The sequence below is a fragment of the Micromonospora sp. SCSIO 07396 genome (assembly GCF_053667945.1).
This window is the reverse complement of sequence record NZ_CM132210.1, coordinates 5,810,434-5,829,461: the sequence shown is the minus strand read 5'-3', so window position 1 is coordinate 5,829,461 and position 19,028 is coordinate 5,810,434. Positions and strand designations below refer to the sequence as shown.

Here is a 19,028-nt window from a genome sequence, read left to right as displayed (position 1 = left end):
GAGTCACCCGGACCCCGGCACGCCGCCCCCGTTGAGTTGATCACGGGTCGGGCCGGCGGCCCGTCAGACCAGGGTCACCAGGCCCATGCCTCCGGGCCGGGGCCGCCGTTGCCGACCGGTGGGAACAGCTCGTCGAGCCGCTGCTCCGTCGCCTCGTCGATCTGCACCGAGAGCGCCCCCAGGGTGTTGTCGAGCTGCGCCACCGTACGCGGGCCGATGATCGGGGCGGTCACCCCGGGCCGGGAGAGCAGCCAGGCCAACGCCACGTCGGCCGGGTCCTGACCCAACTCCGCGCAGAACTTCTCGTACGCCTCGATGGCCGGCCGGTGCGCGGCGAGCCCGTCGGCGGCGCGGCCGGCGGTGCCCCGCGCGGCCCCGCCCTCGGCCATCTTGCGCAGCACTCCGGAGAGCAGCCCGCCGTGCAGCGGCGACCACGGGATGACCCCCAGCCCGTAGTGCTGCGCGGCCGGGATCACCTCCAGCTCGACGTGTCGGGTGAGCAGGTTGTAGATGGACTGCTCGGCGACCAGACCGAGGAAGTTGCGCTTCCCGGCGGCGGCCTGCGCCTGGGCGATGTGCCAACCGGCGAAGTTGGACGATCCGACGTAGATCACCTTGCCCTGCGCGACCAGGGTCTCCATCGCCTGCCAGATCTCCTCCCACGGGGTGCTCCGCGAGACGTGGTGCATCTGGTAGAGGTCGATCACGTCGGTCTGGAGCCGACGCAGCGAGTCCTCACAGGCCCGGACGATGTGCCGGGCGCTCAGGCCCTGGTCGTTGGGCCACTCGCTCATCTTGCCGTAGACCTTGGTGGCCAGGACGACCCGGTCCCGCCGGCCGCCGCCCTGGGCGAACCAGCGGCCGATGATCTGCTCGGTGATCCCCTCGCCGGTCTGCCAGCCGTACACGTTGGCGGTGTCGAAGAAGTTGATGCCGTGTTCGAGCGCCCGGTCCATGATGGCGAAACTGTCCGGCTCGGACGTCTGCGGCCCGAAGTTCATCGTGCCGAGGCAGAGCCGGCTCACCGACAGGCCGGTGCGTCCCAGATTCGTGTACTCCATGACCCCACCCTGACACGCGCGGCGGGACGCCGCCGGGCACTGCCAGGGTGGAGCCTCGGGTCAGGAGGACTCGCGGGCCGCCGGGCCGCTGCCGAAGAGGACGTCGTCCCAGCTCGGCAGGCGCTTACGCGGCTTGCCCGAGGCGTCCGTCGACTCGCCACCGGCGGCGGCTGCGGCCGTGCCGGTGCGACGCGGCCGGAGCACCGCCAGCGACGGCACGGCCGGGACCTCCTTCGGCGCGTCCGAATCGTCGTCGAAGGCGGAACCCTGCCCACCGCCGAGCAGCGCGGCGGCGCCACCGCCGACGGCCCGCTGCCGGGGGGCGTCGGCACCGGCCAGCGCGGCCGGGGACCGCGGGTCGAGACCCCGCCCCGAGGTGCCGCCGAGCGGACGGTCCAGCGAGGCCAGCAACGCGTCCCGGCCGGCCCGGATCGGGTCCCGGCCCGGTCGGGCCTGCTCGCTGGCGGCCGGCAGGCCGTGCCCGCCCCGGCTCGGCTCACCACGCGACGGGCCGGGCAGCGCGTGACCGCCCCGCTCCGGTGCCGGCTCCTGGCCGAGGATCGGCATGGGACGCTCGGCGCACAGGTACTGCGCCATGTCGTCGTACGGGGTGACGTTCTGCCGGAGCTTGTCGAGGTCCCAGACGGCCTGCGCGGTGGCCTTGCCCGACGGCCAGGTGGCGATGATCCGCCAGGTGCCGTCGTCGCGCCGGAAGGCGTCCCAGGAGATCTTCTCGGTGTCGATACCGTGCTGGGCCAGCCGGCCGTTGACCACCTCGGCCAGCGGGGTTGCCTTCTCGGCGCCCTTGAGCCGGGTGCGCCGGGCGTGCTGGGCGAGCATGGCCCGTTCCTGGAGCACCGGGCCGGCGTAGCGCAGCACCCGGTCGACGGGGACGCCGGCGATCCGGGCGACGTCCTCGGCGGACTCGCCGGAGCGGATGCGGGCCTGGATGTCGCGGGGGGACAGCGACGGGGTCGGGTCGGCCCCGACCGGGACGACGGCGAGCGGCGGCGTGCCGGGCTCGGCGTGCAGCACGGTCGCGATGCGTTCGTCGATGGGGAGGGCGAGCAGGCGCCCGACCTCGTCGGCGAGCACCAGCGCCTGGCCGTCCTCGGAGAGGGCGACGAAGCGTACTGGGCGCATGGCGTAGCCTCCGTCCCGCTTCGCTGGCCGTCACGCCACGAGCCGGCCACCCGGGCGTCCTCGCACCACCGTACGCCCATCTGCCCACAGGTGGGGGAGGTGAATCCGCATGTCGCGACTGAGCTGCGGCAATGATCACAGTGGGTGGCCGCAGCAGCCGCTGCGACCACCCACCGTGACGGGTGTGATCAGAGCCGCTCGACCACGTAGTCGATCGCGGCGGTGAGCGCCTCCACGTCGGACGGCTCCACCGCCGGGAAGAGGGCGACCCGCAGCTGGTTGCGGCCGAGCTTGCGGTACGGCTCGGTGTCGACGATCCCGTTGGCCCGCAGCACCTTGGCGATCGCGGCGGCGTCGACCCCGTCGGCGAAGTCGACGGTGGCGACCACGTTGGAGCGCAGCGTCGGATCGGTGACGAACGGGGTGGCGAACCCGGACCGCTCGGCCCAGCCGTAGACGATCCCGGCGCTCTCGGCGGTGCGCTTGGCCGCCCAGCTCAGGCCGCCCTGCGAGTTCATCCAGTCGGTCTGCTCGGCGGCCAGGAAGATGGTCGCCAGCGCCGGGGTGTTGTAGGTCTGCTCCAGCCGCGAGTTATCGATCGCGGTGACCAGGTCGAGGAAGGCCGGGATGTAGCGGCCCGAGCCCTTGATCTCGGCGGCCCGCTCCAGCGCGGCCGGCGACATCAGGGCCAGCCAGAGGCCGCCGTCGGAGCCGAAGCACTTCTGCGGGGCGAAGTAGTAGACGTCGGTCTCGCCGACGTTGACGTCCAGACCGCCGGCCCCGGAGGTGGCGTCGACCAGCAGCAGCGAGCCCGGGTCGGCGTCGGCGACCCGGCCGATCGGCACCGCGACACCGGTGGAGGTCTCGTTGTGCGGGGTGGCGTAGACGTCCACCCCGGCCTCGGCGACCAGGCTCGGCGCGCTGCCCGGCTCGGCCTTGCGCACGGTCGGCTCGCCGAGGAACGGCGCGTCCTTGACCGACTTCGCGAACTTCGCGCCGAACTCGCCGAAGCTGGCGAACTGGGCCCGGTCGCGGACCAGCCCGAACGTGGCGACCTCCCAGAAGGCGGTGGTGCCGCCGTTGCCGAGGACCACCTCGTAGCCCTCGGGGAGGGAGAAGAACTCGGCCAGGCCCCGGCGGAGCCGGGCGACCTCGGCCCGGACGGTCTGCTGCCGGTGCGAGGTGCCCAGGAAGGTGGTCGCCACGTCGGCGAGCGCGGAGACCGCCGCCGGACGTACCTTGGACGGCCCGCAGCCGAACCGCCCGTCGGCGGGCTTGATGTCGTCGGGAATCCGGATGGTCGGTGCGTCAGCCACGGTTTTCTCGATCCTTCCGCATGGGCGAGGGCGGGCCCTTCAACGGGCGCGGAGCCGCGCCGGACGTGCGCTGGCGCACGTCGTGGCCGGATCCGGGCCTGGTCCGGCGACACTGCCGGCCTTCATCCTCGCACCCGTGGCGGCCCGGATGCCGGCTGGTCCCAGGCCCGGGGCTGAGGCGTCGGACACACCGGGGGCGGGTGGCCGGCGACGCGTCAGGGGCGTCGACCGGCCGGTCGACGCCCCTGCGCGGAGCGGGTGTGCTCAGACGCCGTGCGGGATAGCGTCCCAGCCCTCGACCTGCTGCGGCTTGCGGGTGCCCGGCCCGACGTAGCGGGCCGACGGCCGGACGAGCCGCTGGAGCTTCTTCTGCTCCAGGATGTGCGCCGACCAGCCGCCCATCCGGGCGCAGGTGAACATCGAGGTGAACATGTGCGCCGGCACCTCGGCGAAGTCGAGCACCACGGCCGACCAGAACTCGACGTTGGTGGCGAGGACCCGGTCCGGGCGGCGGGCCTGTAGCTCGGCCAGGGCGGCCTTCTCCAGCGCCTCGGCCACCTCGAAACGGGGTGCGCCCAGCTCCCGGGCGGTGCGCCGGAGCACCCGGGCGCGCGGGTCCTCGGCCCGGTAGACCCGGTGACCGAAGCCCATCAGCCGCTCGCCCCGGTCGAGGACGCCCTTGACGTAACCCTCGGCGTCGCCGCTGCGCTCGACGGCCTCCAGCATGGTGAGCACCCGCGACGGTGCGCCGCCGTGCAGCGGGCCGGAGAGCGCGCCGATGCCCGAGGAGATGCAGGCCGCCGCGTCGGCCCCGGTGGAGGCGACGATCCGGGCGGTGAAGGTGGAGGCGTTCAGGCCGTGCTCGGCGGCCGAGATGAAGTACGCGTCGACGGCCTTGACGTGCCGCGGGTCGGGCTCGCCGCGCCAGCGCTTCATGAACCGCTCGACGATCGTCTCCGCCTTGTCGATCTCCTTCTGCGGCACCGCCGGCAGGCCCAGCCCACGGGCGGACTGGGCGACGAAGGACAGCGCGGTGACCGAGACCCGGGCCAGGTCGGCACGGGCCTGGGCGTCGGAGATGTCGAGCAGCTGACTGAGCCCCCAGTACGGCGCGAGCATGGCGACCGCGGACTGCACGTCGACGCGGATGTCGCCGGAGTGCACCGGCACCGGGAACGGCTCGGCGGGCGGTAGGCCGGGGCCGAAGCGGCCGTCGACCAGCAGGGCCCAGACGTTGCCGAAGGAGACCTGGCCGATCAGATCCTCGATGTCCACGCCCCGGTAGCGCAGCGCGCCACCCTCGCGGTCCGGTTCGGCGATCTCGGTCTCGAAGGCCACGACGCCTTCGAGGCCCGGTTTGAAGTCGGCCATGTCGTCTCCTGGCTTCTGGCTCGGTGCGCCCGTTACGGGCTTGGTCCGGCCCGGTACCTACGGCGACCCTCAGGGATGTCTTCTCGTCATCTTGCCTGGTGAGTAACCAAGCGCGCGACCCGCTGCGACTGTGCTGCACACGACATCCCCGCCGCTGGACGCCGGGGTCCGCTCCGTGAGACTGATCGGTGGGCCGACCGGCGTCGCCGGGACGCGGGACGGCCGGCATGAGGAGGACGACGTGACGGGCGACACACCCGCGCTGGCGGCCATGCGGCACGAATACGCCGCCGACCTGGGACTTTCCGAGCCGGATCTGGCCGCCGACTGGCCCACCCAGTTCGGCCGCTGGCTCGCCGACGCGGTCACCGCCGGCCTGCCCGAGCCGAACGCGATGGTCCTCGGCACCGCCGACGCCGCCGGCCGGCCCAGCGGCCGTACCGTGCTGCTCAAGGAGTACGACCCGCAGGGGTTCGTCTTCTTCACCAACCACGGCTCGCGCAAGGGCACCGAGCTGGCCGACAACCCGTGGGCCAGCCTGGTCTTCCCCTGGTTCGCGATGCAGCGGCAGGTGGTGGTGAGCGGTCGGGTGGAGCACGTCGACCGGCCCGGGACCGAGGCGTACTTCGCCTCCCGGCCGCGCGGCTCCCAGCTCGGGGCCTGGGCGAGCACCCAGTCGGCGGTGGTGCCGGACCGGGCCGCGCTCGAGGAGGCGTACCGGGAGGTGGCGGAGCGCTTCCCGGCCGGCACGCCGGTCCCGACGCCTCCGTACTGGGGTGGGTTCCGGGTCCGGCCGGAGACGGTGGAGTTCTGGCAGGGCCGGGCCGGGCGGCTGCACGACCGGCTGCGGTTCCGTCGGGCCGAGGGGGGCGACTGGGTCGTCGAGCGGCTGGCCCCGTGACCGCGGTCACACCGGCCCGGACGGGTCGGGCCCGCCGGCTGGCCATCGACCTGCGTCCGCTGCGGGTTCCCGCGTACCGCCGGATGTGGCTCGGCAACACGGTGGCGATGTTCGGGTTCCAGTTCACCGCGGTCGCCGTGCCGGTGGAGATGTACGCGCTGACCCGGGACTCGTTCTGGGTCGGGCTGCTCGGGGTGGCGGGTTTCCTGCCGCTGCTGGTCTTCGGCCTGTGGGGCGGGGCGGTGGCCGACGCCCGGGACCGGCGGCGGGTGCTGCTGGTCGGCTCGGCGCTGCTCTGGGTGTCGATGCTCGGCCTGCTCGGGCACGCGCTGTCCGGGATCGGCAGCCCGGTGCTGCTGCTGGCGCTGGTGACCGTGCACTCGATCGCGTTCGCGATCAGCTCGCCGGCCCGGTCGGCGATCCTGCCCCGGCTGCTCCCGCCCGAGCTGGTCCCGGCGGGCAGCACCCTGAACTACACCACCTTCACCGCCGCGTCGGTGGCCGGCCCGCTCGCCGCCGGCCTGGTCTTCGCCACCTTCGGCACCGACGCCGGGCTGCCGGTCGCCTACGCCGCCGACGCGCTGCTGTTCACCGCGCTGGTGGTGGCGACGGTACGGCTGCCCGCGATGCCCCCGGCCCCACCGACCGAGGGGGAGGTGCGCCGGGGTGGCCTGGCCGGCATCCTCGACGGGTTCCGCTACCTGGCCACCACGCCGGTGCTGCTCTCCTCGTTCGCCATCGACCTGATCGCGATGATCCTGGCCATGCCCCGGGCGCTCTTCCCCGAGGTGGCGCAGGAACGGTTCGGCGGCGGAGCGGCGGTGGGCTGGCTCTACAGCGCCATCGCGATCGGCGCGATGCTGGGCGGCCTGACCTCCGGCTGGATCGGCCGGCTGCGGCGGCAGGGGCTCGCCCTGGTGGTGGCGGTGGTCGGCTGGGGGCTGGCCATCGCGGCGGCCGGGCTGGCCCGGCAGCTCTGGCTGGTGGTGCTGCTGCTCGCGGTGGCCGGGGCGGCGGACCTGGTCAGCGCGGTGCTGCGGCAGTCGATGCTGCTGGTCTACGCGCCGGACCGGATGCGCGGCCGGCTCCAGGGGGTGAACACGGTGGTGGTGGCCGGCGGGCCCCGGCTGGGCGACCTGCGGGCCGGGGCGATGGCCGCCGGGTTCGGTGGCTCGGTCGCCTGGGTCGCCGGCGGGCTGCTCTCGGCCGGGTTGGCGGTGCTGCTGGTGGCGTGCTTCCCGGCCCTGCTGCGCTACCGGGCCGGCACGGTGACGGAGGACCGCAGCTGACCGCGCGCCCGGTGGGACGGGTGCGCCGGGTCCGGCGGGCCGGGCCGGGCACCGACTAAGGTCACGACATGGACAACACTGCGCACCGCCCGCCCTCGGGGACACAGTGGACCATCGCCGCCGACGGCCACGAGGCCGTCATCGTCGAGGTCGGCGGCGGGGTACGGACCTACCGGCGGGACGGGGTCGACTACCTCGACGGGTACGCCGAGGACGAGATCAGCCCCGGTAGCGCCGGGCACGTGCTGGCGCCCTGGCCGAACCGGATCAGGGACGGGCAATACTCCTTCGGCGGCCGGTCGTTGCAGCTGGACCTGACCGAGCCGGCCCGGGGGGTCGCCCTGCACGGCCTGGTCAACTGGGTGCGCTGGCAGCCGGTCGAGGAATCGGCCGACGCGGTGACCCTCGGTCACGATCTGCCGCCGACCCCCGGCTACCCGTGGTCGCTGCGGCTGCGGACCCGGTGGAGTGTGGGGGTGGACGGGTTGCGCGGCGAGCACGAGGTGACCAACACCGGGGCCGAAGCCGCACCGTTCGGGTTCTCGGTGCACCCGTACCTGCGGCTGGCCGGGGTGGCGGTGGACGACCTGACGATGCGGTTGCCGGCCCGTAGCCGGCTCCAGGTCGACGCCCGGCTGCTGCCGATCGGGGCGACCCCGGTGGCCGGCACCGAGTACGACTGGACCACCGCCCGGCCGATCGGCGACGCGCAGCTCGACCTCTGCTTCGGCGACGTGATCCGGGACGACGACGGTGGTTCGTCGGTGACCCTGACCGCCCCGGACGACGCGGACGGGGTGCGCCTGTGGGCCGACCACCAGTTCGGCTGGTGGCAGGTCTTCACCGGGGACGCGTTGACCGGCGAGCGGCACCGCCGGTCGGTGGCGGTGGAGCCGATGACCTGCCCGCCGGACGCGTTCCGGTCCGGCCGGGACGTCATCGCGCTGGCCCCGGGGGAGACCTGGCGGGGCACCTGGGGCATCCGGCCCGGGGTCTGAGCATGGAGTTCGGCGAGGTGGTCAGGCGTCGCCGGATGGTGCGCAACTACGACCCGGACCGTCCGGTCCCGCCGGAGGTGGTGCAGCGGCTGCTGGACCACGCGGTCCGGGCGCCGTCGGCCGGCTTCGCCCAGGGCTGGGGTTTCCTGGTGCTGGAGGAGCCGGCGGACCGGGAGCGGTTCTGGACGGCGGCCACGCCCGGCGGTGGGGGGCGGGACCGGTGGCTGGCCGGGATGCGCCGGGCCCCGCTGATCGTGGTGCCGCACGCCAACCGCTCGGCCTACCTGGAGCGCTACGCCGAGCCGGACAAGGGCTGGGTGGACCGCTCGGAGGACCGCTGGCCGGTGCCCTACTGGTACGTCGACACCGGCTTCGCCGCGCTGCTGATGCTGCTCACCGCCGTGGACGAGGGGCTGGGGGCGTGCTTCTTCGGCATTCCACCGGACCGGTTGCCGGCGTACCGGGAGGCGTTCGGGGTGCCGGGGGAGTACCACCCGATCGGCGCGGTCACGGTAGGTTATCGGGCAGTCGACCATCGGTCGCCGTCGCTGCGGCGCGGGCGTCGGCCGGTGGACGAGGTGGTCCGGCGCGGCCGGTGGAGTTGATGCCGGTTCGTACCATCCGCAGCGGGTGCCGGGCTTACGGAAACCGACAACGGGGAGCGGAACGCCGTGTGGCGGGGACGGATAGGCTGGCACCGTGATCGGTGCCGCACGGTGCGGCAGCTCGGCGTGACCCGGCACCACGCCGAGGGTCGGCCCGACCACGGGGAGGGGAGCGTGCCGTGATCTTCAAGGCGGTCCGGGACGGGCGTCCCTATCCGGAGCACAACCTGACGTTGAAGCAGTGGGCGGAGATCCCGCCCCGCCCGTTGCGGTTGGACCAGCTCATCACGACCAAGCGCGAGTTGGCGCTGGACAAGCTCCTCGCCGAGGACTCCACCTTCTACGGCGACCTGTTCCCGCACGTGGTGCAGTGGAACGGTGGCCTCTATCTGGAGGACGGCCTGCACCGGGCGTTGCGCGCGGCGTTGCAGCAGCGCAACCAGATCCACGCCCGGGTGCTGGTCTACAACGGCCAGCCCGAGTGACGCCCGCCTGAGCAGTCGTTAAGGTGGCGGCCATGGGCACCCCGCTGGACCTGCTGGACGTGGACGCCTCGCTCAGCGAGGAGGAACGTCAGATCCGGGCCGTCGTCCGCCGGCTCGTCGACGACCGGGTCCGCCCGCACGTCGCCGGCTGGTACGAGGACGGCGACGTCCCGGCCCGCGACCTGGCCCGCGAGTTCGGCCGCCTCGGCCTGCTCGGCATGCACCTGACCGGGTACGGCTGCGCCGGCGCCTCGATGGTCGCGTACGGGTTGGCCTGCCTGGAGCTGGAGGCCGGCGACTCCGGCGTCCGCTCCCTGGTGTCGGTGCAGGGTTCGCTGGCCATGTACGCCGTCTGGCGCTTCGGCGACGAGGAGCACAAGCAGCGCTGGCTGCCCGCGATGGCCGCCGGCGAGGCGATCGGCTGCTTCGGCCTGACCGAGCCCGACCACGGCTCCGACCCGGCCTCGATGACCACCCGGGCCCGCCGCGACGGCGACGACTGGATCCTCGACGGCGCGAAGATGTGGATCACCAATGCGCCGGTCGCCGACGTCGGGGTGATCTGGGCGCGCACCGACGAGGGGGTGCGGGGTTTCCTCGTACCGATGGACACCCCCGGGGTGACGGCGCGCGAGATCCGCCGCAAGATGTCGCTGCGGGCCTCGGTGACCGGCGAGATCGCCCTCGACGGGGTGCGGCTGCCGGCGGACGCCCTGCTGCCCGGCGCGGTCGGGCTCAAGGCGCCGCTGAGCTGCCTGACCGAGGCCCGGCAGGGCATCGTCTGGGGCGCGCTCGGCGCGGCCCGGGACTGTCTGGAGACGGCGCTGTCGTACGCCGGCACCCGGACCCAGTTCGGTCGGCCGCTGGCCGGCTTCCAGCTCACCCAGGCCAAGCTCGCCGACATGGCGGTGGAGTGGAACAAGGGCCTGCTGCTCGCCCTGCACCTGGGCCGGCTGGCCGACGCGGGCACGCTGCGACCGGACCAGGTCAGCGTGGGCAAGCTGAACAACGTGCGGGAGGCGCTGGCGATCGCCCGGCAGTGCCGGACGATCCTCGGCGCGAACGGGGTCTCCGGCGAGTACCCGGTGATGCGGCACGCCAACAACCTGGAGAGCGTGCTCACCTACGAGGGCACCTCCGAGATCCACCAGCTGGTCGTCGGGCAGCGGCTCACCGGCTTGTCCGCCTTCGGCTGACGTCCTCCCGTCACCCGTTCGGGTCGCTCGCCGCGCGCGCGTCGTACGGTGGCCGTACCGTCATCGACAGAAGCACGTGTCTGACGAGGACGGTGAGGGCGATGGCCCGCGACGGTGAAACCCCCCAGAGTGAGTTCCCCGGCTACCCGACCGCCGACACACTGCGCACCCGGTCGGGCGACCCGGTCGACCCCGACACCCCACCGGCCGACCCGCCCCGCACCGGTGGCGGCCCGGCCCGGGGCCTGCTCTGGGTGCTCGGCGCGGCGGCGTTGGTCGTGGTGGTGCTGCTCGGCACACAGGTGACCGGGATCTTCCCGGAGTTCCGCAACCCGTTCGCCAAGGAACAGACCGACCGCAGCCAGCCGCCGCTGCTCAAGTCGATCCAGGATCTGAGCCGTTACGTGGCGGCCGAGGGCAACTTCCAGGTCGTGGTCGACCTCCAGAACGACCGCGACAACGTGCCGGAGTTCCTGCTCAACCAGCGGACGCTGTTCGTCGGGGCGGGCAGCGTCGAGGCGTACGTCGACTTCGGCAAGATCGGCGAGGGCGCGGTGGTGCCGTCCGCCGACGGCAAGTCCGTCGAAATCAAGCTGCCCGCGCCGCAGCTCGGCGAGACCAACCTCGACATGGACAAGAGCTACGTCTTCGCCGAGGAGCGCGGCCTGTTCAACCGGATCGGCGACCTGGTCAAGGGCGACCCCAACCGGCAGCAGCAGGTCTACCGGATGGCCGAGGAGCGGATCACCGCGGCGGCCCGGGACAGCGGCCTGGCCAAGCGCGCCGAGGAGAACACCCGCAAGATGCTGGAGGGCCTGCTCCGCTCGCTCGGCTACGAGAAGATCACCATCACCTACACGGCCCCCTGACCCGAAGCGGGTTCGACCGCGGTCTTCGTGATCAAGAGGTTTGCGTCAGCGTTGATCTCCAAGTTGACGCAAACCTCTTGATCACCGGGCGCGATCCTGCCGGGCGCGATCCTGCCGGGGCGGTCAGTGGCTGGTGGTGGCGTAGCGGTCCTCGTTGGGCATCAGGATCCACAGCACCAGGTAGATGATCACCTGCGTGCCGGGCAGCAGCAGCGACAGCAGGAACAGCAGCCGGACCAGGGTGGCCGAGGTGTTGAACCGGCGGGCCAGGCCGGCACAGACACCGGCGAGCATGCGCCCCTCGCGGGGTCGGACCAGTTTGCGACTCATCGTCGTACTCCCACTCTGCGGCGATCCGCCGCGCTGCATTCCACGGTAGGAAGGGGCGGCCACCGTGCCCTCCGTCCCGAGGGTGATCCGGTGACCCGGTACCCGTAGGTGGTTACCCGAGTCGACCCCGGCCGACGCCTGCCGGCGCGACGACGGGGTGCGGACGACGGGGTGCGGTGGGCCGGGGCGGGTAGGCTCGCCGATCGACACCGCCCCCACCCCGGGCGGGATCAGCAGGTCACCGGGGACCCCGGCGGCCACGGACCCGGCCGGACCCGGCACCACCGGGCGGCGGCGAGGAAGCGCAGCGATGATCAGTGTCTTCGACCTCTTCAGTGTCGGCATCGGCCCGTCCAGCTCCCACACGGTGGGCCCGATGCGGGCCGGGCGCACCTTCGTCGCCGGGCTGAAGGCCGACGGGCTGCTGCACACCGTCACCCGGGTCGGGGCCGAACTGTTCGGCTCGCTGGGCGCGACCGGCCACGGCCACGGCAGCGACCGGGCGGTGCTGCTCGGGTTGGCCGGCGAGAGCCCGGAGACGGTGGACACCGACAGCGTCGGCCCCCGGGTCGCCGAGATCCGCGCCCGCCGCCGGCTCGCCCTGCTCGGCAGCCAGGACATCGACTTCGAACCGGACCGGGACCTGGTGCTGCACCGCCGCCGGTCGCTGCCGTACCACCCGAACGGGATGGTCTTCTCGGCCTGGGACGCGGCGGGCGCACAGCTGCGCACCCGGACGTACTACTCGGTCGGTGGCGGGTTCGTGGTGGACGAGGCGGCGGCCGGGGCGGACCGGATCACCGCCGACACCACCGCCGTGCGGCACCCCTTCTCGACCGGTGCCGAACTACTCGACGTCACCGCCGGCACCGGCCTGTCGATCAGCGGGGTGATGCTCGCCAACGAGCTGTCCTGGCGCAGCGAGGCGGACGTGCGGGCCGGGCTGCTGGACATCTGGCGGGTGATGCGGGAGTGCGTGGCCCGGGGCGGCACCCGCGACGGCGTACTGCCGGGCGGGTTGCGGGTCCGGCGGCGCGCCGCCGAGTTGCGCCGCAGCCTGGAGGCCGACGCGGGCGCGACCGACCCGCTGCGCGTGATGGACTGGGTGACCCTGTTCGCGCTCGCGGTCAACGAGGAGAACGCCGCCGGTGGCCGGGTGGTGACCGCCCCGACGAACGGTGCGGCCGGGATCATCCCGGCGGTGCTGCACTACTACACCCGGTTCGTGCCCGACGCCTCCGACGAGGGGGTGGTGCGGTTCCTGCTGGCCGCCGGGGCGATCGGGGTGCTGTTCAAGGAGAACGCCTCGATCTCCGGGGCCGAGGTGGGCTGCCAGGGCGAGGTCGGGTCGGCGTGCTCGATGGCCGCCGCCGGGCTGGCCGAGGCGCTCGGCGGCACCCCCGAGCAGGTGGAGAACGCCGCCGAGATCGGCATGGAGCACAACCTCGGGTTGACCTGCGACCCGGTCGGGGGGCTGGTGCAGATCCCCTGCATCGAACGCAACGCGGTGGCTAGCATCAAGGCGATCACGGCGGCCCGGCTCGCGCTGCGCGGCGACGGGGTGCACCACGTCTCGCTCGACAAGGTCATCAAGACCATGCGCGAGACCGGGGCGGACATGAAGGTCAAGTACAAGGAGACGGCACGCGGCGGCCTGGCCGTCAACGTGATCGAGTGCTGAGGGGCGTTCGTTCACCGGCTGCTAACCTGTCGTCCGTTGTTGTCAGGCGGGAGGCGACGGTGACCGCAGGCGTCACGGCGTTGTGGTCGCACCGCAACTCGCTGCGCATCCTGGTCAGACGCGACCTCGCGGTGAAGTACCAGCAATCCGTGCTCGGTTACCTCTGGTCGCTGATCGAGCCGCTGGGGATGGGCGCGATCTACTTCTTCGTCTTCGGGGTGCTCTATTCCGGGCCGACCAACAGGCACCTCGGCGAGGCCGCCGGGTCGTACCCGCTGTTTCTGGTCACCGGCATCTTCGCCTGGATGTGGACCAGCTCGGCGCTGAGCGAGGCGACCAACGCGCTGACCGGGCAGTCCCGCCTGATCACCACCATGAACGTGCCCCGGCAGGTCTTCCCGATCGGCCGGGTCACCGGCCGGTTCGCCGAGTACGTCGCCGGCCTGCCGATCCTGCTGGCCGTCGCCGTCGTCTACGCCGCCAACGGCCGGATCGAGCTGGGCTGGTCGCTGCTGAGTTTGCCGCTGGCCGTCGCCGTGCAGGGCACCCTGCTGATCGGGCTGGCCCTGCTGCTGTCCGCGGCGAACGTGCTGATGCGCGACGTGGAACGGCTCATGCGGCTGGTCATCCGGGTGCTGTTCTACGCCACCCCGATCATCTACCCGCTCAGCCTGGTCCGGGAGTCGGGCATGCCGGGCTGGGTGAAGGTGGCGTACGAGCTGAACCCGCTGGTCGGCATCTTCCAGCTCCAGCACGCCATCTGGTACCCGGACGAGTTCCCCGACGCCCGGCTGCTGACCACCACGATCGCCGGCAGCCTGCTGGTGCTGGCGGCCGGCTGGTGGGCGTTCCGCCGGCTCGAACCGGCCGTGCTGAAGGAACTGTAGGTGCCGCCGATCATCGAGGCGCAGGGTCTCGGCATCCGCTTCGTCCGCAACCGGCGTCGGCAGCTGCGGCTGCGTGAGCTGTTCATCCACCGGGGCGGCCGGGCCGCCTCCGGCCAGTTCTGGCCGCTGCGGGACGTCTCGTTCACCGTCGCGCCGGGTGACACGCTGGGCGTGATCGGGCGCAACGGCACCGGCAAGAGCACCCTGCTGCGGCTGATCGCCGGGGTGCTCATCCCCGACGAGGGGCGGATCACCGTCTCCGGTGACGTCGCGCCGCTGCTGGAACTGTCGGCCGGCTTCTCCAACGACCTGACCGGCCGGGAGAACCTCTACCTGGTCGGCGGGCTGCACGGGCTCTCCACCGGCTACCTGCGGCGGCACTTCGACGACATCGTCGGGTTCGCCGGTGAGCAGGTGGAACGGGCCATCGACACCTCGGTACGGCACTACTCGTCGGGGATGAAGGTGCGGCTCGGGTTCGCGATCATCTCGCACCTGCCGCACCCGATCCTGCTGATGGACGAGGTGACCGCGGTGGGCGACGCGGAGTTCCGCCAGAAGTGTTACTCGACGATCGACCGACTGCTCGCGGAGGGGCGCACCTTGGTGCTGGTGTCACACAACGAGAAGGACCTGACCCGGTTCTGCCGTCGGGGGCTCTATCTCGACGGCGGGCGGCTGACCGTGGACGGGACGGTCGCCGAGGCGCTCGACGCGTACCACGCCGCGGTGCCGCGATGACCGTGGCGATCGTGCTCGCCGCCGGTGCGTCGGCCGCGGGCCTGCCCACCGGCACGGGTGAACCGCTTGCCGACCGGCTCGCCGGGCAGTTGCACCGGGCCGGGGCACAGCGGGTGCACACCGTCGCCGACCTGCAGGCGCTTGCCGCCCTGGTGGACACCGTCACCGGCCCGGTCCTGGTCACCGGGGGCGACCTGGTCGCGCACACGGCCGTACTGCGGCACCTGGCGACCAGCCCGGTCGGCCCGACGGTGGCCCTGGTGCTCACCGACCCGCCGGCCGCCGGCGCGACGCTGGTGCGCGAGGAGCGCGGGCAGGTGGTCGACGCCGGCCCGGAGCTGCCCGACGCCACCGGCGTCTTCGGCGGCGCGCTGCGGGTCGGCGCGGACGACCTGCCGGCGCTGGCCGCCGCCGCCCGCTCGGCGGCCGTCGCCCCGGCGTCAGGCGTCGCCGTGGACCGGCTGTTCGCCGCGCTGGCCGACCTCGGCACCCTGACCTTCGCCCACCGGGTACGCCTGCTGGTGGCGCACCGGGTCGCCGATCCGGTCGGGCTGGCCGCCGCCGAGACGGCCCTGGCCGGGGTGGACGAGGACCGGGCGCAGCTGCGGCTGTCGGTGAAGGAACGCGACGACTTCTTCACCACCTACTTCGTCAGCACCTGGTCGCCGTACGTGACGAAGGCGTGTGCCCGGCTGGGCCTGACGCCGACCGGGGTCACCATGATCTCGGTGCTGTTCGCGGTGGTCGCGGCGGTGCTCTTCGGCGTCGGTGGCCGGCCCGCCCTGGTGGCCGGCGCGGTCCTGCTCTACCTGGGGTTCGTGCTGGACTGCGTGGACGGGCAGTTGGCCCGCTACACCAGGCACTTCAGCGCCTGGGGCGGCTGGCTGGACACGATGGCCGACCGGGCGAAGGAGTACCTGGTCTACGCCGGGTTGGGCTACGGCGCGACGCACGCCGGGTTCCGCTACGGCTGGGCGCTGGCCATCGCGGCGATGACCCTGCAGACCGTCAGGCACATGACCGACGCCTGGTACGGGGTGCTGCACGACGAGGCGGCCCGGCGTCCCCGCCCGGCCGGCCCGGCGGCCGGGGGGATCGGCGGGAAGCTGAACGCCGCCTCGACCCGGGTGCAGGCGGACACCGGCTCGGTGTCGTACTGGTTGAAGCGCACGGTGGTCTTCCCGATCGGTGAGCGGTGGGCGTTGATCGCGGTCACCGCCGCGCTGTTCGGGCCACTGGTCAGCCTGGTCTCGGTGCTGGTCTGGGGGGTGCTGGCCTTCGGCTACACGGGCGCGTTGCGGACCCTGCGGGCGCGCTGGATGTGGGTGCCGGTGCTGGACACCGTCGACGCGACGCTGCACCGCGACGACGGGCCGCTGGCGGCCCGGCTGCCGGTGGTCCGGCCGATGGGCCCGTTGACCCTGGCGGTACTCGGGGCGCTCGGGCCGGCGGTGCTGCTGGTGCTGGGGCTGCTGCGGGTGGCCGGTGACGGCGACCCGGGCGGGCTGCGCTGGTGGCTGCCGGTGGCGTTGGTGGTGCTGCTGGTCGCCGGGCTGGGTGCGGGCGCGGCGCACAACGGGCCGCTGGACTGGCTGGTGCCGGCGGCGCTGCGGGCCGGGGAGTACCTGTTCGCCGCCGTGGTCGGGGTGATCGGCGGGGTGCCGGCCTGGCTGGTCTTCGGGTACGTCTTCGTGCTGACCGTGCACCACTACGACCTGACCGCCCGGTTGGAGAAGCGGCAGGCGGCGCCACCGTTGCACGCCTGGACGCTGGGCTGGGAGGGGCGTTCGGCGCTGCTGGCGGTGGCGGCGATCGCCGGATTTGCTGCCCCTGCCATGGCTACAATCGGTACGTACCTTCTGGTGGTTTTCGTGGCGAGTGTCGTGCTGGCCTGGGTGGTCCTGCCGGCCCGCGCGGGCCGGGCGGCGGCCGTACCCGTGCGGGGTGCCTCGCCGGGCTGACGACGGGGGCGGGGCGGATGACGCTGATCAGCTTCGTCGTACCGGCCTTCCGGGTGCAGGGCTACCTGCGCGAGTGCCTGGACTCGCTGCTCGGGCAGCCGTACCGGGACATCGAGGTGATCGGGGTCGACGACGGGTCCCCGGACGCCTGCGGCGACATCCTCGACGAGTACGCCGCCCGTGACCCCCGGGTCCGCGCGGTACGCCTGCCGCGCAACGTCGGGCTCGGTCCGGCCCGCAACGCCGGGCTGGACCGGGCCACCGGCGAGTACGTCTGGTTCCTCGACGGCGACGACCGGCTCGCCCCCGACTGCCTGACCGAGGTCGCCGACCGGCTCACCGCCACCCGCCCCGACGTGCTGCTGGTCGACCACGTCCGGGTGCACTGGGACGAGCGCGCCACCCGCAGCGCCCTGCCGGAGGTCTTCGGCGACCCGCCGGGCGCGGCGACGTTCCGGCTGGCGGAGCGGCCCGAGACGCTGCGCCTGCTGCACACCGCCTGGAACCGGCTGGTCCGCCGGGAGTTCCTGACCGGCCTCGGGCTGCGCTTCGCCCCCGGCTGGTACGAGGACGTCGCGTTCAGCTACCCGGTGCTGCTGGCCGCCGGGCGGATCGGCGTGCTCGACCGGGTCTGCGTGCACTACCGGCAGCGTCGGGCGGGCGCGATCACCCGGACCCTCGACGACCGGCACTTCGAGGTCTTCGACCAGTGGCACCGGGTGTTCGCCTTCCTCGACGACCGGCCCGAGCTGGCGGGCCTGCGCCCGGCGGTGTTCGAGCGGATGATCTGGCACTACCTCACCGTGCTCGGCAACGGCGACCGGATCGCCCCCGCGCTGCGGCAGGCGTTCTTCCGGCGGATCACCGCCGACCACAGGCGCTTCCGCCCGCCCGGCGGCTACCCGGTGCCGGACGGCGGGGACGGGCTCAAGCACCGGCTGGTCGCCGCCGGCCGGTGGCACACCTTCAGCGCGTTGCGCGCCGTCAACCAGGCCCGGGAGACCGCGCGGGTGACCGGCCGGCGGGTCCGGCCGGTGGCCCGGCGGACCGCCCGGCTGACCCGGGACGCCCTGCTGCACGAGTACTACCGGGCCGAGCTGCGCCGGCCGATCGACCCGACGCTCGCCGTCTACGCCGCCTACTGGTACCGGGGCTACGCCTGCAACCCGGCGGCGGTGCACGCCGCCGCCCGCCGGCTCGCCCCGCAGGTACGGGGGGTGTGGATCGTGCGCCGGGACCGGGTCGACACCCTGCCGCCCGGCACCGAGTACGTCGTGGCCGGCACCCGCGACGCCCAGCGGGTGCTGGCGCGGGCCCGCTGGCTGGTCAACAACGTCAACTTCCCGGACTTCGTGCGCAAGCGTCCCGGCCAGGTGCACGTGCAGACCCACCACGGCACCCCGGTCAAGGTGATGGGCCTGGACCAGCAGCGGTACCCGCTCGGCGCGGTCGGAATGGACTTCGCCGGGCTGCTGCGGCGGGTGGACCGGTGGGACTACAGCATCACCTCCAACGCGTTCTCCACCCAGATGTGGGACCGCGCCTACCCGGCGGACTACGTCCGGCTGGAGGTGGGCTACCCGCGCAACGACCGGCTGGTCACCGCCACCGCCGAGGAGGTGCGCGCGGTCCGGGCCGGGCTCGGGATCGCCCCGGACGAGCGGGTGGTGCTCTACGCGCCGACCCACCGCGAGCACCTGCCCGGCTACCGGCCGCCGTTCGACCCGTACCGGCTGCTGGAGGTGCTCGGGCCGGCCGGTCGGTTGCTGGTGCGCAGCCACTACTTCCACGACCGGGAGGGCCGGGTCCGGCGGCGGGCCGGGGGGCGGGTGGTCGACGTCAGTGACGTCGGCACCGTCGAGGACCTCTACCTGGCCGCCGACGTGCTGGTCACCGACTACTCGTCGGCGATGTTCGACTACGCGGTGCTGGACCGGCCGATCGTGATCTACGCGCCGGACCGGGACGCCTACCGGCTGGCCCGGGGGGTGTACTTCGACGTGACCGCCGAGCCGCCGGGCGCGGTCGCGCTGACCTTCGACGAACTCCGGGAGGTCTTCCGTTCCGGCGCGGAGGCTGCTCCACCGGCCGAGCGGGCCCGGCGGGCGTTCCGGGAACGGTTCTGCGGCTGGGACGACGGACACGCGGCGGAACGGGTGGTCCGGCGGGTGTTCCTCGGTGAACCGGGGTGAGG

Annotated in this window: 17 protein-coding genes; 12 read left to right on the top strand and 5 right to left on the bottom strand. The window is 73.3% G+C overall.

The window, feature by feature from the left end:
• Positions 1-74: 74 nt before the first annotated feature.
• From ACWCHM_RS25165 to ACWCHM_RS25150, 4 genes are all read right to left on the bottom strand, one after another.
• Positions 75-1,061 carry an aldo/keto reductase gene (locus ACWCHM_RS25165; RefSeq protein WP_204958816.1) on the bottom strand — a complete coding sequence of 329 codons (987 nt, stop codon included), beginning with the start codon at positions 1,059-1,061 and terminating at the stop codon, positions 75-77.
• Positions 1,062-1,121: 60 nt separating this feature from the next.
• Positions 1,122-2,204 (bottom strand): septation protein SepH, encoded by a 1,083-nt coding sequence (gene sepH, locus ACWCHM_RS25160; RefSeq protein ID WP_454220095.1) that lies wholly within the window; start codon positions 2,202-2,204, stop codon positions 1,122-1,124.
• A 188-nt stretch (positions 2,205-2,392) separates the two neighbouring features.
• Complete coding sequence (serC, locus tag ACWCHM_RS25155) at positions 2,393-3,520, bottom strand: phosphoserine transaminase (protein ID WP_204958818.1); 1,128 nt, start codon at positions 3,518-3,520, stop codon at positions 2,393-2,395.
• A gap of 264 nt (positions 3,521-3,784) precedes the next feature.
• Complete coding sequence (locus ACWCHM_RS25150) at positions 3,785-4,891, bottom strand: citrate synthase 2 (protein ID WP_145917623.1); 1,107 nt, start codon at positions 4,889-4,891, stop codon at positions 3,785-3,787.
• A 271-nt stretch (positions 4,892-5,162) separates the two neighbouring features.
• On the opposite strand from ACWCHM_RS25150, the gene pdxH reads away from it, so the two are divergent.
• From pdxH to ACWCHM_RS25115, 7 genes are all read left to right on the top strand, one after another.
• Positions 5,163-5,792, top strand: a complete 630-nt coding sequence (gene pdxH / locus ACWCHM_RS25145) for a pyridoxamine 5'-phosphate oxidase (RefSeq protein ID WP_204958976.1) — start codon at positions 5,163-5,165, stop codon at positions 5,790-5,792.
• A complete protein-coding gene (locus ACWCHM_RS25140; protein WP_421489572.1) occupies positions 5,789-7,081 on the top strand; it encodes an MFS transporter in 1,293 nt (430 codons plus the stop codon). Before pdxH ends, ACWCHM_RS25140 begins: the two co-directional genes overlap by 4 nt.
• A gap of 68 nt (positions 7,082-7,149) precedes the next feature.
• The gene (locus tag ACWCHM_RS25135; protein WP_454220093.1) at positions 7,150-8,079 is read left to right on the top strand and encodes an aldose 1-epimerase family protein; all 930 of its coding nucleotides are present in this window, start codon (positions 7,150-7,152) and stop codon (positions 8,077-8,079) included.
• Positions 8,080-8,081: 2 nt separating this feature from the next.
• Positions 8,082-8,684, top strand: a complete 603-nt coding sequence (locus ACWCHM_RS25130) for a nitroreductase family protein (protein ID WP_204958822.1) — start codon at positions 8,082-8,084, stop codon at positions 8,682-8,684.
• Between the two features lie 179 nt (positions 8,685-8,863).
• Complete coding sequence (locus ACWCHM_RS25125; protein ID WP_145917627.1) at positions 8,864-9,169, top strand: type II toxin-antitoxin system VapB family antitoxin; 306 nt, start codon at positions 8,864-8,866, stop codon at positions 9,167-9,169.
• Between the two features lie 32 nt (positions 9,170-9,201).
• Positions 9,202-10,365, top strand: coding sequence for an acyl-CoA dehydrogenase family protein (locus ACWCHM_RS25120; protein WP_204958823.1), 1,164 nt, complete (start codon positions 9,202-9,204; stop codon positions 10,363-10,365).
• A 101-nt stretch (positions 10,366-10,466) separates the two neighbouring features.
• Positions 10,467-11,234, top strand: coding sequence for a DUF4230 domain-containing protein (locus tag ACWCHM_RS25115; RefSeq protein WP_204958824.1), 768 nt, complete (start codon positions 10,467-10,469; stop codon positions 11,232-11,234).
• A 123-nt stretch (positions 11,235-11,357) separates the two neighbouring features.
• On the opposite strand, the gene ACWCHM_RS25110 is transcribed toward ACWCHM_RS25115, so the two are convergent.
• The gene (locus ACWCHM_RS25110) at positions 11,358-11,564 is read right to left on the bottom strand and encodes a PspC domain-containing protein (protein WP_204958825.1); all 207 of its coding nucleotides are present in this window, start codon (positions 11,562-11,564) and stop codon (positions 11,358-11,360) included.
• 310 nt (positions 11,565-11,874) lie between these two features.
• On the opposite strand from ACWCHM_RS25110, the gene ACWCHM_RS25105 reads away from it, so the two are divergent.
• The 5 genes from ACWCHM_RS25105 to ACWCHM_RS25085 are packed head-to-tail and all read left to right on the top strand — an operon-like array spanning position 11,875 to position 19,026.
• Complete coding sequence (locus ACWCHM_RS25105; protein ID WP_454220092.1) at positions 11,875-13,245, top strand: L-serine ammonia-lyase; 1,371 nt, start codon at positions 11,875-11,877, stop codon at positions 13,243-13,245.
• A 59-nt stretch (positions 13,246-13,304) separates the two neighbouring features.
• Positions 13,305-14,132 carry an ABC transporter permease gene (locus ACWCHM_RS25100; RefSeq protein ID WP_204958827.1) on the top strand — a complete coding sequence of 276 codons (828 nt, stop codon included), beginning with the start codon at positions 13,305-13,307 and terminating at the stop codon, positions 14,130-14,132.
• Positions 14,133-14,873 (top strand): ABC transporter ATP-binding protein, encoded by a 741-nt coding sequence (locus ACWCHM_RS25095; RefSeq protein WP_204958828.1) that lies wholly within the window; start codon positions 14,133-14,135, stop codon positions 14,871-14,873. It abuts the gene before it with no gap.
• Positions 14,870-16,834, top strand: a complete 1,965-nt coding sequence (locus ACWCHM_RS25090) for a DUF5941 domain-containing protein (RefSeq protein ID WP_454220091.1) — start codon at positions 14,870-14,872, stop codon at positions 16,832-16,834. The genes ACWCHM_RS25095 and ACWCHM_RS25090 overlap by 4 nt, the downstream gene beginning before the upstream one ends.
• A 17-nt stretch (positions 16,835-16,851) precedes the next feature.
• Positions 16,852-19,026 (top strand): bifunctional glycosyltransferase/CDP-glycerol:glycerophosphate glycerophosphotransferase, encoded by a 2,175-nt coding sequence (locus tag ACWCHM_RS25085; protein ID WP_454220090.1) that lies wholly within the window; start codon positions 16,852-16,854, stop codon positions 19,024-19,026.
• Positions 19,027-19,028 lie beyond the last annotated feature (2 nt).

Bases quoted from the DNA above. Each gene is read 5' to 3' on its own strand.
- ACWCHM_RS25165 (WP_204958816.1), bottom strand. From the start codon at position 1,061: ATGGAGTACACGAATCTGGGACGCACCGGCCTGTCGGTGAGCCGGCTC.
- sepH (WP_454220095.1), bottom strand. From the start codon at position 2,204: ATGCGCCCAGTACGCTTCGTCGCCCTCTCCGAGGACGGCCAGGCGCTG.
- ACWCHM_RS25150 (WP_145917623.1), bottom strand. From the start codon at position 4,891: ATGGCCGACTTCAAACCGGGCCTCGAAGGCGTCGTGGCCTTCGAGACC.
- pdxH (WP_204958976.1), top strand. From the start codon at position 5,163: ATGCGGCACGAATACGCCGCCGACCTGGGACTTTCCGAGCCGGATCTG.
- ACWCHM_RS25135 (WP_454220093.1), top strand. From the start codon at position 7,150: ATGGACAACACTGCGCACCGCCCGCCCTCGGGGACACAGTGGACCATC.
- ACWCHM_RS25130 (WP_204958822.1), top strand. From the start codon at position 8,082: ATGGAGTTCGGCGAGGTGGTCAGGCGTCGCCGGATGGTGCGCAACTAC.
- ACWCHM_RS25120 (WP_204958823.1), top strand. From the start codon at position 9,202: ATGGGCACCCCGCTGGACCTGCTGGACGTGGACGCCTCGCTCAGCGAG.
- ACWCHM_RS25115 (WP_204958824.1), top strand. From the start codon at position 10,467: ATGGCCCGCGACGGTGAAACCCCCCAGAGTGAGTTCCCCGGCTACCCG.
- ACWCHM_RS25110 (WP_204958825.1), bottom strand. From the start codon at position 11,564: ATGAGTCGCAAACTGGTCCGACCCCGCGAGGGGCGCATGCTCGCCGGT.
- ACWCHM_RS25105 (WP_454220092.1), top strand. From the start codon at position 11,875: ATGATCAGTGTCTTCGACCTCTTCAGTGTCGGCATCGGCCCGTCCAGC.
- ACWCHM_RS25090 (WP_454220091.1), top strand. From the start codon at position 14,870: ATGACCGTGGCGATCGTGCTCGCCGCCGGTGCGTCGGCCGCGGGCCTG.
- ACWCHM_RS25085 (WP_454220090.1), top strand. From the start codon at position 16,852: ATGACGCTGATCAGCTTCGTCGTACCGGCCTTCCGGGTGCAGGGCTAC.